The organism is Streptomyces roseifaciens (assembly GCF_001445655.1).
Taxonomy (GTDB): domain Bacteria; phylum Actinomycetota; class Actinomycetes; order Streptomycetales; family Streptomycetaceae; genus Streptomyces; species Streptomyces aureoversilis.
In genome coordinates this window covers 602,795-614,955 of record NZ_LNBE01000003.1, presented here as the reverse complement: position 1 = coordinate 614,955, position 12,161 = coordinate 602,795, and the positions used below count along the sequence as shown (strand labels likewise).

The window sequence follows — 12,161 nt, the reverse complement described above, 5'->3', positions numbered from 1 at the left end:
CCTCGGTGATCTTCCCCCTGACGCCGAGGCCCTACGCGTTCAACGTCCTGTGCGCCCGTCTCAGGCGCCCTCTCCGATGTGCCGGTACAAAGTGGCACGACCGATCCCCAGGGCCTTAGCGATGGCTGTGACGCTCTCCCCCTTGGCGTGTCGGGCACGGGCTACGGCTAGCTTGTCGTCGTCGACTACGGAGGGGCGCCCACCGTGGTTGCCCTTGCGTGCCGCAGTGTCCAGCCCCTCCAACGTCTTCTCCCGGATGCCTTCCCGCTCCACCTCTGCGGCCACGGCCAGGACGGCGAACACGATGGCACCCGCCCCGTTCGGGTCGTACACACCCTGCAAGGGGCCGGAGAGGAGTTCGAGTTGGATGCCGTCCGCTTGCAGGGTGGAGGACAGCGTCATGAGCTCTGCCGCGTTGCGGGCGAGACGCTTCATCTCGACCACGGTCAGGATGACGGGCTGGTTCGGAGCGGCTGTCTTGATCTCCCGCGCCAGAGCCAACGCCTTCTCCAGTTCCGGCCGCTCCTTCACACGGGTGCTGATCTTCTCGGAGAAGACCCGCGTGCAGTCGGCACGGGCAAGCATGTCCAACTGGCTCTGGAGTTCCTGCCCGACCGTGCTGCACCTGGCATAGCCAAGTCGGATCGCTGCGCCCGGTATCGCTTCGGACACCACGGGGACTACCTCGCCAGCAACCCACGGCTTACCGGGGTTGCGGTCAGCCGGAGTCTTCACCGCGAGTTCCGCTTTGAGTGCAGGCACGAGGGCGAAGCGGCCCGTGTGGTAGTTCGCTGCGACCTTGCCCGTGGTCGTCCGGCAGGAGCTACCTGCGGGGGCTTCGCACTTCGGGTGCCTGACGGCCTGTCGTGCTGGTCTCGTCGCCTCGTGAGGCGTGCGGCCTGTCGGCCGCGCATAGAGCCGTACGGTCGTTCGCCTGCCACATGGCAAGGCGGAGCCTGCGACGGCGGAGGGAAGGGTAAGGACTTGGCTTTGCCCGAGGTGAAGGCAACGGCGAAGGGGTGGGGGTATGACCCCCTGAAGGCGAAAGCGCCGACCGCCATGTCTTAGCAGCTCAGATCCTGCCACGGTTCCAGACCTCGTCAGGGCAACGGCGAAGCGAGACAGCGGCAAAGAAAGCGCAGGTCAAAGCGCTGCTCCTGATCTGGCCGGCAGTCGGAGGCTGCACAGGAGTGAAGCCTTCTGAGGCTTGCTGTAACTGGCTTGACTCTGTGGCCGCGTAAGCGGCCCCTTACCCTTACGCCTTGCTCTTGCGGCTTCGCGCTGTGGGGGCGCGGCAGCGCCCCACCTGGCTAGCTTCTTGGGCTTGGTGATGTCGGCCCCTGGCGGGGCCGCTCTGTCGAAGTGGCTTCGGGCTGTGCGGCCAGACGGCCGCCCCTTGCTGCTCACCTCTTCGCCGCTGCCTCTTCGCCAGGTGGGGCGCTGCCGCGCCCCTGGTCCTCTTCGCCGTTGTCCGGCTGCACGACTGGCGGGCGTCGAAGATCACGAACGATCTCGACAACCACGAGAACCCGGTAGAGGTCTCGGCCAACGCCCGGCACCACTCGCCGGGCTACACCATGGCGCGGTACGGCAGGCGTCGCGCTGAGGGAGCGAAGAAGCTGGCCGCTTCCAGTGCCAGCCGTCTCGGCCTGTCATCCCTGGTCTGACCAGGAGATTCGCTCGGCTGTTGGTCACGTGGTTGGTCACGCCACAGCCGGAGAAACAGAAAAACCCCAGATCAACTGGGGTTCCTGCTGGTGTCCGAGGGGGGACTTGAACCCCCACGCCCGATAAAGGGCACTAGCACCTCAAGCTAGCGCGTCTGCCATTCCGCCACCCGGACCAGGTGTTGTCTCCGGCGGGGTGTTCCCCGCGGCGACATGGATAACAATACCAAGGTTTCGGAGTGCCTTTCACCTGGGTATCTGCGCGGGCCATAAGGTCTACTTATGGGCAATATGGGGCAAACCCGGACGGTGGCGGGTGCGCGGCGGCGGCCGCGGCCCCTGTCGCCGCTGCGGGAGCACCTGCGGGACACCTTCTGGTTCACGCCCACCGCGGGGCTCGTCGGCGCCGCGGCCTTGGCTGCCGGGGTGCTGGAGGTGGACCGGTTCGTCGTCGGGATGCTGCAGGCGGAGGGGGACTACGAGGCCGTCGAGGCCCTGATCGGGATCGCCGACGACGCCAAGACGATCATCACCACCGTCGGCTCGGCGATGCTGACCTTCATCGGTGTGGTCTTCTCGATCTCCCTGGTCGCACTGCAGATGGCCGGCGGGCAGTTCTCCCCGCGCGTGGTGCGGCTGTACGTCCGCAGCCGGATCACCAAGTGCACGTTCGGGGTCTTCCTGGCGACGTTCCTGTTCGCGCTGCTGGTGCAGGCGTCGTACGAGGGCGACGAGAACCCCCGTACCGTCTCCACCGTCCCGGTCTTCTCCGGCATCGTGTGCGTCCTGCTGGTCCTGGTGAGCCTGGGCCTGTTCGTCGCCTACGTGAATTCCACGCTGCGGCTGATGCGGGTGAGCTACGTGATCGACCGGATCACCCGGGAGTCCTTCCGGGTGCTGGACAAGCACGGCGTCGCCGACGACGAGCGGCCCGTGCTCGCGGAGCCGGGCGCGGAGATCGCCCACACGGGCCGGGCCGGGGTGCTGCGGGACGTGCACGTCGCGCGGCTGGTGCGGGTGGCGCGGCGGCACGGTGTCGTGCTGCGGCTGATCCCGCGGATCGGGGACTTCGTGGTGCCCGGGACGCCGGTGCTGGCGGTCCACGGCGGGGCCGCGCCGCCGCCCCGCGCGCTGCGGTACACCGTGTCCGTGGGCGTGGAGCGGACCTTCCACCAGGACCTGGGCTTCGGGCTGCGGCAGCTGTCGGACATCGCGCAGCGGGCCCTGTCCCCCGCCGTGAACGATCCGACGACGGCCGTGCAGAGCCTGGACCGGATCACCCAGTTCCTCGCGGCCCTGGCCCGCCGCCCGCTCGGGGCTCTGCACCACTGCGACCGCCGGGGCGCGGTGCGCCTGGTGCAGGACGTCCCCGGCTGGGCGGACCTGGTCGACCTGGGGTTCGCGGAGATCCGCGGCTGTGCGACCGGGAGCCCGCAGGTGACCCGGCGGCTGATGGCCGCCCTGGAGGACCTGTGGTGGCTGGTCCCCGAGGACCGGCGCCCGCCGCTGGAGCGGCACCGCGCGCTGCTGGAGCACGCCGTGGCGCGCACGGTGCCGGACGCGGCGGACCGGGATTTCGCGCTGCTGCCCGACCGGCAGGGGATCGGTTAGGACACCTCACCCTCACTGCGCGGTGGCAGCGGCCCGGCCGTCACGGCATCAGGTGGTACTCCGGGAAGTTCCCCGGGAGCCGTTCACCCGTCGGCCCCTCCGTCACCGCCCGCACCAGCAGCTCCCCGCCGACGAAGGCCCCGCGCCACGACGCCCCGAAGCCGCCGAAGAGCTCCTCGCGGTCGCCGCGCGAGCGGGGGCCGTTGCGGCCGACCTTGAACGCCCGGACCTGCGGGGCCAGGCGCGCGAAGGCCGCCTCGTCGTCGCAGGAGAGGGCCGCGACGAGCGCGCCGTTGCTGGCGTTCATGGCGGCGAGCAGCTCGGCCTCGGTGTCGACCGGGACGACGGTGTCGACGGGGCCGAAGGGCTCGGCGTGGTGCAGGGGCGAGGAGGGCGGCGGGCTCAGCAGCGCGACGGGCGGTACGTACGCGCCGGTGTCCTGGCCGGGCAGGAAGCGGCCGTCGGCCAGGCGGCCGCGGTGCAGGGGAACGGCGCCCCGGCGTACGGCCTCGGCCACCTGGCCGGTCAGCTCCTCCGCCTTGGCGGCGTTGATCAGAGGGCCGAAGTCGAGCTCGGGGAGGTCGTCGCCGGGTGCCTCCACGGCGAGCGGGTGGCCGAAGCGGACGTCCCGCACCGCGGGCAGGTAGACCGCGAGGAAGTCCGCGAAGGCCTCGCGCTGGACCACGAACCGCGGGTAGGCCGTGCAGCGCTGCTTGGCGTACTCGAAGGTCTTGCGGATCCGCGCGCCGAGCGCCGGCCAGTCCGTGAAGTCCCAGACGCCCCAGGCGTTGAGGCCCTCCTGTTCGAGGACGTGGCGCTTGCCTAGGTCGGCCACGGCGGTGGCGACCCGCGCGCCGGTGTCCCGGCCGCCGACGAAGGAGACGCAGCCGATCCCGGGGGCGCGCACGAGCGCCTCGGAGAGCTCGCCGCCGCTGCCGCTGACCAGGGTCAGGGGGACGCCCTCGCGCGCGGCGAGCGCCGAGGCGAGCGTCAGGCAGGCCAGGCCGCCGTCGGTGGGGGTCTTGGCGATCACGGCGTTGCCGGCCAGCGCCTGGACGAGCATGGCGTGGACGAGGACGCTCATCGGGTAGTTCCAGCTCGCGATGTTGCTGACGGGGCCGGGAAGCGGGGTGCGCCCCGGCAGCATGCGGTCGATCTCCGCCACGTACCAGCGGACGCCGTCGACCGCGCGGTCCACGTCCGCCCGGGCCAGGCGCCAGGGCTTGCCGATCTCCCAGACCAGCAGGAGCGCCAGCAGGTCGCGGTGGGCGTCCAGGGCGTCGAGGGCCGCGGCGACGCGCGCCCTGCGGTCGGCGAGCGGGACGTGGCGCCAGGCGCGGTGCGCGTCCACGGCGGCGCGCACGGCCCGGTGGGCGGTGGCCGCGTCGAGGCGGGGCGGGCCGGGGACGGGGGTGCCGTCGACGGGCGTGACGGCGGGCAGCGGCTTGCCGTCGGGCCGCCAGGTGCCGGCCCAGAGGTTGAGGACCCGGTCGTCGCGGAACGCCTCGGGGGCCGCGGCCAGACAGCGCTGCCAGGCCCCGGCCCACTCGGTGCCGGGCTTGAGCGCGAGGACGGGCGGGGGCGTCCCCCGTGAATGAGAGGTCTCGCGTAAAGGAGGGGTGCGGTCGGATGCCATCGCTGATCTCCGCTCTCGGTACGGGATCTGTACGGGGATCGGTACGGGGATCTGTACGGGCGGGGCGGGAACGTCGGCGGTCCACTACCGGACGGTAGTCATACGGAACGGTAGCCACGCGGCGGGCCGCGGGAGGCGCCCCGGCCCCCGATGAGGCCCACGTCACGCCCGGGCACAATGGAGCGTCCAGCAACCCCACCACCTCCGGGACTGATCGCTCATGGGACGGGTCACCGAACGCCGCCGCGTCATCCGCATCCGGGACGGGGCGGTCACCGCCCGCCCCGACACGCTCGTGGCCGAGGAGCCCCTGGAGATCCGGCTGAACGGCAAGCCGCTGGCCATCACCATGCGCACGCCGGGCGACGACTTCGCGCTCGCGGCGGGCTTCCTGGTGAGCGAGGGCGTGCTGAGCCGCACCGACGAGCTGGCCAACATCGTCTACTGCGCGGGCGCGACGGAGGACGGCTCGAATACGTACAACGTCGTCGACGTGCGCCTCGCGCCCGGCGTGCCCGTTCCCGACGTCACCCTGGAGCGCAACGTCTACACGACGTCCTCGTGCGGCCTGTGCGGGAAGGCGAGCCTGGATGCCGTACGGACCACGGCGCGGCATCGCCTGTCCGACGGGCCGGAGGGCCCGATGCGGCTCGAACCGGCGCTGCTGTCCTCCCTCCCCGACCGGCTGCGGGAGGCGCAGCGGGTCTTCGACCGCACGGGCGGGCTGCACGCCGCGGCGCTGTTCTCCGCGGACGGCGAGCTGCTGGACGCTCGCGAGGACGTGGGCCGGCACAACGCCGTCGACAAGATCGTCGGCCGCGCGCTCCAGCAGGGCCTCCTGCCGCTGTCCGGGACGGTGCTGATGGTCTCCGGGCGGGCCTCGTTCGAGCTGGCGCAGAAGGCGGTGATGGCCGGGATCCCGGTGCTCGCAGCCGTCTCGGCGCCCTCGTCGCTGGCCGTGGACCTCGCGGCGGAGACGGGGCTGACGCTGGTGGGCTTCCTGCGCGGGGCGTCGATGAACGTGTACGCGGGAGAGCAGCGGATCGCCCTCCGGGAGCGGGCGGCGAACGACTGACGTCGCGTCAGGCCATTTGCGCCAGGCCGCCGACATCAGGCCACCGGCATCAGGCCATCGGCATCAGGCCACCGGGCCCTCCTCCCGCTCCTCCGCCACGCGCGCGAGCAGCGCCGTGAACTGCTCCCGCTCCGCGGGCGTCAGCGCGCCCAGCAGCGCCTCGTTGGCCTCGTCACCCAGGCAGGCGAGCCGGTGCAGGCAGCTGCGGCCCTCGGCGGTGAGGGCGATGGCGTTCTTGCGGCGGTCGCCGGGGTCGGGCGTGCGGGTGACGAACCCGGCCCTCTGGAGGTCGTTGAGGATGCCGACCATGTCCTTGGGGTCGAAGCCGGTCATCCGGCCGAGCGCTGCCTGCGCGACGGGGCCGGAGTCGGCCACGGCGGCGAGGACCGCGTGGTGCGGCATGCGCAGGCCCTCGCGGGCGAACGCCTCGCCGAGCAGGCGGCGGCCACGCGCGGAGGCCCGGTTGAGGAGCCAGCTGGGGAGGGCGCGGATCCGGTCGAGCGTGGGCTCATGGGGCTCGGTCATGGGGCGACCCTACCGAAGAAACCGTTGGCACTCCCAACAAAAAACGTTGGACACCCCCACGAATTTCGGTCTACCGTTGGGGCTCCCAACGAAACCCATTGGGGAACCCAACGAAACCCGTGGAGGTGCGTGCCCATGCGCCGTGTCCGCTATCACCAGAACGGCGGCCCCGAGGTCCTGCAGCTGGAGGAGACCGACGTCCCCCGGCCCGGCGCCGGCGAACTGCTGCTGCGCACCGAGGCCGCCGGCGTCACCCTGCCGGTCGTGCGGAAGGTGCGCGGCGGCGGCCTCCCGCTGCCCGCGAGCCTGGGCGGCGAGGTCGCCGGGGAGGTCGTGGCGACCGGCCCCGGCGTCACGGGCTTCGCGGTCGGCGACCGCGTCACAGGCCTGTGCTTCGCCGACGCTTACGCCGACCACTCCCTGCTGAACGTCGCGATGGCCTCGCCGGTGCCGGACGGCGCGAGCGCCACGGACGCCGTGGCGCTGGTCCGCTGCGGCCTGGTGGCCCGCGGCGCCTACGCGGCGGCCCGCCCGGCCGCAGGCGAGTCGGTGCTGGTGACGGCCGCCGCGAGCGGCGTGGGCCACCTCGCCGTACAGCTCGCCAAGGAGCTCGGCGCCGGGCGGGTCGTGGCGGCGGTCAGCGCCTCGGCGGCGGAGGCCAAGACCGGCTTCCTGCGGGAGCTGGGCGCGGACCACGTCGTGACGTACGACGACCTCGCCGCCAGGGAAGCCGACCGCTCGGGCGGTCCGGTCGACATCGTCCTGGACGCCGTAGGCGGCGAGCTCCTCTCCCCCGCCCTCGCCGCCCTGGCGCCCGGCGGCCGGCTCGTCGCGTACAGCTCGGGCGGCGGCACGATCGAGGCGTACGACCTGCTCGTCGGCGCGAAGTCCGCGATCGGTTTCCAGATGGCGCTCATCGCCCGCCACCGGCCGGAGCTGATGGAGCAGTGGCGGCAGGAGTTGTGGGAGCTGTTCGCCAATGGCCGACTGCGGCCGCGCGTGCACGTCGAGCTGCCCCTGGAGGCCGCCGCGCAGGCGCACGAGATCATCGAGGCGCGCGTCAACCTGGGCAAGGTCGTCCTGCGGCCGGTGTGAACCCGTATGGGCTCATCGGCCGAGTCCGCCTTGTGTGACAGTCGTACGGCACCTACGTTCGGCCTCATGGCGCCGCCGCACGTCCGCACTGGTCCCGCCGTCCCCCGACGCCCCGTCAGGGCCGTTCTCCAACGCCCCGTCAAGGTCGTTCCCCGGCACCCCGTCAGGGACACGATCGTCGCCGCCGCGCTGGCGGGCTCGTTCCTCCTCCTGCCGCCCGTCGCGGCGCAGCAGGCCCGTGCGACGGGCACCCCGTCCGCCGGGTTCACAGGCGCCTCGCCCGCCGCGTTCGAGGAGCAGGTCCTGTTCAAGGCCGGCCAGGAGGCCGACGACGGCGTCTACGCCTGCTTCCGCATCCCGGCGCTGGCCACCACCGCCCGCGGCACCGTCCTCGCCTTCGCCGAGGGCAGGAAGGGCGACTGCAGCGACGCCACCGACATCGACGTCGTCGTCAAGCGCTCGGCCGACGGCGGCCGCACGTGGAGTCCGCTGCAGGTGGTGGACGAGGGCCGCGGCGACACCCACGGCAACCCCGCCCCCGTCGTCGACGCGCACAGCAGCCGGATCACGCTCCTCACCACGTACAACAAGGGCCGCCCCGGCGGCGGCAACTGCGACGTGCCCTGCGACCGCATCCCCCACCTGCAGTACAGCGACGACGACGGCGCGCACTGGTCCGCGCCGCAGGACGTCGCCCGTGACCTGCGGCCGCCCGGCTGGAACTCCTGGTACGCCACCGGCCCCGGGCACGGCCTCCGGCTCACCCGCGGGCCCCATCGCGGCCGCCTGGTCGTCGGGCTCAACGCCGAGAGCCACGACGGCACCCGCGTCCGCGCCAACCACGCGGCGCTCGCCCTCAGCGACGACGGGGGCGTGCACTGGCGGCTGGGGGCGGTGGACACCCACGAGATCACCCCGGAGGGCACGTACGGGCAGAAGCCGTCCGAGCTGACGCTCGCCGAGCGGGCCGACGGCTCGGTGTACGCGGGCGGGCGCGAGCAGGACGGGACCGAGCTCGGCAACCGCGACTTCGCCGTCAGTCCGGACGGGGGCACGGGGTTCGACGGCCCCTTCCGGGCGGTCCCGGACCTCTACACGCCCATGGTGCAGGGGTCGGTGGCCGTGCCGCGCCCCGGGCGCTGGCTCTTCGCCTCGCCCGCCGACCCCGACCGGCGGCGCTCGATGACGATCCGCTCCTCCTACGACGAGGGGCGCACCTGGGAGGGCGTGGAGCACGGCAGGCTCGTCACGGCCGACTGGGCGGGCTACTCCGACATGGCCGTCGTCGAGGGAGCCTCCGAAGAGCCTGGCGCCGAGAGCTCCGACGCAGAGGGCTCCGGCACCGAGAGGTCCGGCACCGAGAGGTCAGCCGCCGAACGGGCCGCGGCCGACGGCGGTGCGGACGCCGGCTCTGCGGACGCCGGCCCTGCAGACGCCGGCGGCGTCACGACCGGCCTGCTCTACGAGGCGGGCAAGCGCGACGCGCGCGACGAGATCCGGTTCGCCCGCTTCACGGAGGAGTGGCTGGGGCCCCGCCCCGCGCCCTCACCCGTGACGCCGGACCGGGCGCCGGGAGCGCGGGGCGCGCTCGTCCTGGGAGGCCCGCGCCCGGTCGCCGGGCGCTCCGGCGGCGGCCTCGCCCGCGACGGCGCTCTCGCCTTCGACGGCGTGGACGACGCCGTGCGGCTGCCCTACCGGCCCTCCCTGCCGCTGGGCGAACGGGACTTCACGGCCGCCCTGTGGTTCCGGTCCCGGTCAGCGGCCGCGGCCGCGCGGGGTGAGCAGCCGCTGCTGTGGATGGGCGGGATGGGCGGGGCGCCCCAGGTGGCGCTCCGGCTCGCGCCCGGGGGGCGAGTCACCGGGCAGGTGACGGCGGTCGCCGGGGCGGGGCCCGCCCGGACGGTCGTCGTACGGTCCGCCGGCGCGTACGGGGACGGGCTGTGGCACCAGGCGGTGCTGCGACGCGGCGGGGGGCGGATCGTCCTCACCGTGGACGGGGCGGCGGCGACTGCGGCCGGCGTGCCGGGGGCGGTGAGCCGCAACTCGACGTTCGGGGTGCACCTGGGGCAGCGCCCGGACGGCCGGGAGCACCTGACGGGGGAGCTGGACGACGTCCGGGTGTACGGGCGGGCGCTGACGGACCGTGAAGTCGCGCGACTGCGCGGGGGCGGGAGGCCGGGGCCGGGAGCGGGGTCAGGGACAGGGCCGGGGCGGCGGCCGGGGTCCCCGCGCGACGTCGTGCTGTGGCTGCCCCTGGACCGCGTCGGCTGAGCCCGGGGGCGCCGGCCTGCCGCGGCCCGGGCCCCGCCTGCCGCAGTCCGGGCCGACTTGTTGCTGTCCGGCCCCGCCTGTTGCAGCCCGGGCCGGCTTGTCCCGCCCCGCCTGCCGCAATCCGGGCCGGCTTGTCGCTGTACAGCCCCGCCTGTTGCTGCACACCCCGCCCGTCGCGGCCCCGTCCCCGCCGGTCGCCTTCCAGGCCCCGCCGACCGCGGTCGGGGCGACAGGCCCGGGCGCCAGACCCAGGCACCAGGCACAGGCACCAGGCACAGGCACCAGCCGCAGGCACCAGGCTCAGACAACAGCCGCAGGCATCAAGCCCGCGCCGGCGCCCGCACAGCCGCAGGCTCCTGCACCGCCCCGCGCCCGTACCTCTTCGCCAGGACCGCCCCCACCATCAGCTGCATCTGGTGGAAGAGCATCAGCGGCAGCACGGCCAGGCTCGCCTGGGCCCCGAACAGCACGCCCGCCATCGGCAGGCCCGCCGCCAGGCTCTTCTTCGAGCCGCAGAAGACGATGGCCAGCCCGTCCTCGCGGCTGAAGCCGAGCCACCGCGAGCCGTACGTGGTGACCGTCAGCATGAAGCCCAGCAGGGCGGCCTCCACCCCCATGAGGGCCAGCAGCCGCAGCGGGGTGACCTCGTGCCAGATGCCGCGGACCATGCCCGCGCTGAACGCCGTGTAGACGACCAGGAGGATCGAGCCGCGGTCCACGTAGCCGAGCACCTTCTTGTGCCGGGTGAGGAAGCCGCCCACCCGGCGGCGCAGCAGCTGGCCCGCGAGGAAGGGCACGAGGAGCTGCAGCACGATCGACAGCAGCGAGCGGGAGGAGAAGCCGCCGCCGCTGTTGCCGAGGAGGAGGGCGGCGAGCAGCGGGGTGAGGGCGATGCCGACGATGCTGGAGAACGATCCGGCGCACACCGCCGCCGCCACGTTGCCGCGCGCGATGGACGTGAAGGCGATCGAGGACTGGATGGTCGAGGGCACCAGGCACAGGAACAGCAGCCCGGAGTACAGCTGGGGGGTCACGACGACGGGGACCAGGCCGCGGGTGGCGAGGCCGAGGAGCGGGAAGAGCACGAAGGTGCAGCCGAGGACGGTCAGGTGCAGCCGCCAGTGGCGCAGGCCGTCCATCGCCTCGCGGGTGGAGAGGCGGGCGCCGTAGAGGAAGAACAGCAGCGCCACGGCGCCGGTGGAGGCGCCGCCCGCGACGGTCGCCGCCTGGCCCCGGGCGGGCAGGAGGGCGGCGAGGGCCACGGTGCCCAGGAGGGCCGCTACATAAGGGTCGATGGGAACGCGTATGCGAATGCGCGGCATGGACCCCAGCCTGCCGTCCCCCGCGGCTATCCGGAAGCCCGCTCGCCGCTCTGACTGTCATCACGAAACGCGATGAGCGGCGCTAGGCTCGTCGTGTGTTCGAGCCCGTGCAGCTCCGTACGTTCCTGGCCGTCGCGCAGACGCTGAGCTTCACCCAGGCCGCCGTCCGCCTGGGCGTCCGGCAGTCGACCGTGAGCCAGCAGGTCCGCAAGCTGGAGGCGGCGGCCGGGCGGCAGCTGTTCACCCGCGACACGCACAGCGTGCGGCTGACCGAGGACGGCGAGGCCATGCTGGGCTTCGCCCGCACGATCCTGGAGGCGAACGAGCGCGCCGCGCACTGGTTCGCGGGCACCCGGCTGCGCGGGCGGCTGCGGTTCGGGGCGTCGGAGGACTTCGTGCTGACGCGGCTGCCCGAGGTCCTGGAGGGGTTCCGGCGCGAGCACCCGGAAGTGGACCTGGAGCTGACCGTCGACCTGTCGGAGACGCTGCAGCGGCGGCTGGCGGCCGGACGGCTGGACCTGGTGCTCGCCAAGCGCCACCCCGACGAACCCCACGGCAGGCTCGTGTGGCGCGACAGGCTGGTGTGGATCGGCGGCGAACGGCTGCGCCTGGACCCCCACCGGCCGCTGCCCCTGATCGCCTTCCCGCCGCCCGCGGTGACCCGGGCGCGCGCCCTGGAGGTGCTGGAGCGCAGCGGCCGGGCCTGGCGGGTGGTCTGCACGAGCGGCAGCCTCAACGGCCTGGTGGCCGCGGCCCGCGCCGGCCTCGGCGTCATGGCGCACACCCTGGGCATGATCCCTCCCGGGCTGGTGCACCTCCCGTCCGGGCCCGGCCTGCCCGAGCTGGGCGGGGTCGACGTGGTGCTGCTGCACGGCGCCGCGCCGGACAGCGCGGCGAGACAGCCCGCGGAGGCACTGGCCCAGGCCGTCCTCGCGGCGGGCGACCGGCTGCAGACGTAG

9 protein-coding genes and 1 tRNA gene are annotated in these 12,161 nt (G+C 73.5%); 5 read left to right on the top strand and 5 right to left on the bottom strand.

What is annotated here, in order from left to right; genetic code table 11:
• Positions 1-60 precede the first annotated feature (60 nt).
• Together AS857_RS08650 and AS857_RS08645 are read right to left on the bottom strand one after the other, a co-directional pair.
• The gene (locus AS857_RS08650; protein ID WP_420823923.1) at positions 61-1,086 is read right to left on the bottom strand and encodes a recombinase family protein; all 1,026 of its coding nucleotides are present in this window, start codon (positions 1,084-1,086) and stop codon (positions 61-63) included.
• 669 nt (positions 1,087-1,755) lie between these two features.
• Positions 1,756-1,843, bottom strand: a tRNA-Leu gene (locus tag AS857_RS08645).
• Positions 1,844-1,958: 115 nt separating this feature from the next.
• On the opposite strand from AS857_RS08645, the gene AS857_RS08640 reads away from it, so the two are divergent.
• Positions 1,959-3,278, top strand: a complete 1,320-nt coding sequence (locus tag AS857_RS08640) for a DUF2254 domain-containing protein (protein ID WP_058042540.1) — start codon at positions 1,959-1,961, stop codon at positions 3,276-3,278.
• 40 nt (positions 3,279-3,318) lie between these two features.
• Here the strand turns inward: AS857_RS08640 and AS857_RS08635 are convergent, their stop codons facing one another.
• Complete coding sequence (locus tag AS857_RS08635) at positions 3,319-4,914, bottom strand: aldehyde dehydrogenase family protein (RefSeq protein ID WP_058042539.1); 1,596 nt, start codon at positions 4,912-4,914, stop codon at positions 3,319-3,321.
• A gap of 220 nt (positions 4,915-5,134) precedes the next feature.
• On the opposite strand from AS857_RS08635, the gene fdhD reads away from it, so the two are divergent.
• Complete coding sequence (gene fdhD, locus AS857_RS08630; RefSeq protein WP_058042538.1) at positions 5,135-5,989, top strand: formate dehydrogenase accessory sulfurtransferase FdhD; 855 nt, start codon at positions 5,135-5,137, stop codon at positions 5,987-5,989.
• Positions 5,990-6,052: 63 nt separating this feature from the next.
• Here fdhD and AS857_RS08625 read toward each other — a convergent pair whose 3' ends face one another.
• Positions 6,053-6,514: a MarR family winged helix-turn-helix transcriptional regulator gene (locus tag AS857_RS08625; protein WP_058042537.1), complete on the bottom strand. Its 462-nt coding sequence runs from the start codon at positions 6,512-6,514 to the stop codon at positions 6,053-6,055.
• A 135-nt stretch (positions 6,515-6,649) separates the two neighbouring features.
• On the opposite strand from AS857_RS08625, the gene AS857_RS08620 reads away from it, so the two are divergent.
• Entirely contained in the window at positions 6,650-7,609 is a 960-nt protein-coding gene (locus AS857_RS08620) for a quinone oxidoreductase family protein (protein ID WP_058042536.1), read from the top strand.
• A gap of 66 nt (positions 7,610-7,675) precedes the next feature.
• Positions 7,676-9,880, top strand: a complete 2,205-nt coding sequence (locus AS857_RS08615) for a sialidase family protein (RefSeq protein ID WP_058042535.1) — start codon at positions 7,676-7,678, stop codon at positions 9,878-9,880.
• A 320-nt stretch (positions 9,881-10,200) separates the two neighbouring features.
• On the opposite strand, the gene AS857_RS08610 is transcribed toward AS857_RS08615, so the two are convergent.
• Positions 10,201-11,202: a bile acid:sodium symporter family protein gene (locus AS857_RS08610; protein ID WP_058042534.1), complete on the bottom strand. Its 1,002-nt coding sequence runs from the start codon at positions 11,200-11,202 to the stop codon at positions 10,201-10,203.
• 95 nt (positions 11,203-11,297) lie between these two features.
• Between AS857_RS08610 and AS857_RS08605 the strand changes: the two genes are divergently transcribed.
• Positions 11,298-12,161 carry a LysR family transcriptional regulator gene (locus AS857_RS08605; RefSeq protein ID WP_058042533.1) on the top strand — a complete coding sequence of 288 codons (864 nt, stop codon included), beginning with the start codon at positions 11,298-11,300 and terminating at the stop codon, positions 12,159-12,161.

Bases quoted from the DNA above. Each gene is read 5' to 3' on its own strand.
- AS857_RS08635 (WP_058042539.1), bottom strand. From the start codon at position 4,914: ATGGCATCCGACCGCACCCCTCCTTTACGCGAGACCTCTCATTCACGG.
- fdhD (WP_058042538.1), top strand. From the start codon at position 5,135: ATGGGACGGGTCACCGAACGCCGCCGCGTCATCCGCATCCGGGACGGG.
- AS857_RS08610 (WP_058042534.1), bottom strand. From the start codon at position 11,202: ATGCCGCGCATTCGCATACGCGTTCCCATCGACCCTTATGTAGCGGCC.
- AS857_RS08615 (WP_058042535.1), top strand. From the start codon at position 7,676: ATGGCGCCGCCGCACGTCCGCACTGGTCCCGCCGTCCCCCGACGCCCC.
- AS857_RS08625 (WP_058042537.1), bottom strand. From the start codon at position 6,514: ATGACCGAGCCCCATGAGCCCACGCTCGACCGGATCCGCGCCCTCCCC.
- AS857_RS08640 (WP_058042540.1), top strand. From the start codon at position 1,959: ATGGGGCAAACCCGGACGGTGGCGGGTGCGCGGCGGCGGCCGCGGCCC.
- AS857_RS08620 (WP_058042536.1), top strand. From the start codon at position 6,650: ATGCGCCGTGTCCGCTATCACCAGAACGGCGGCCCCGAGGTCCTGCAG.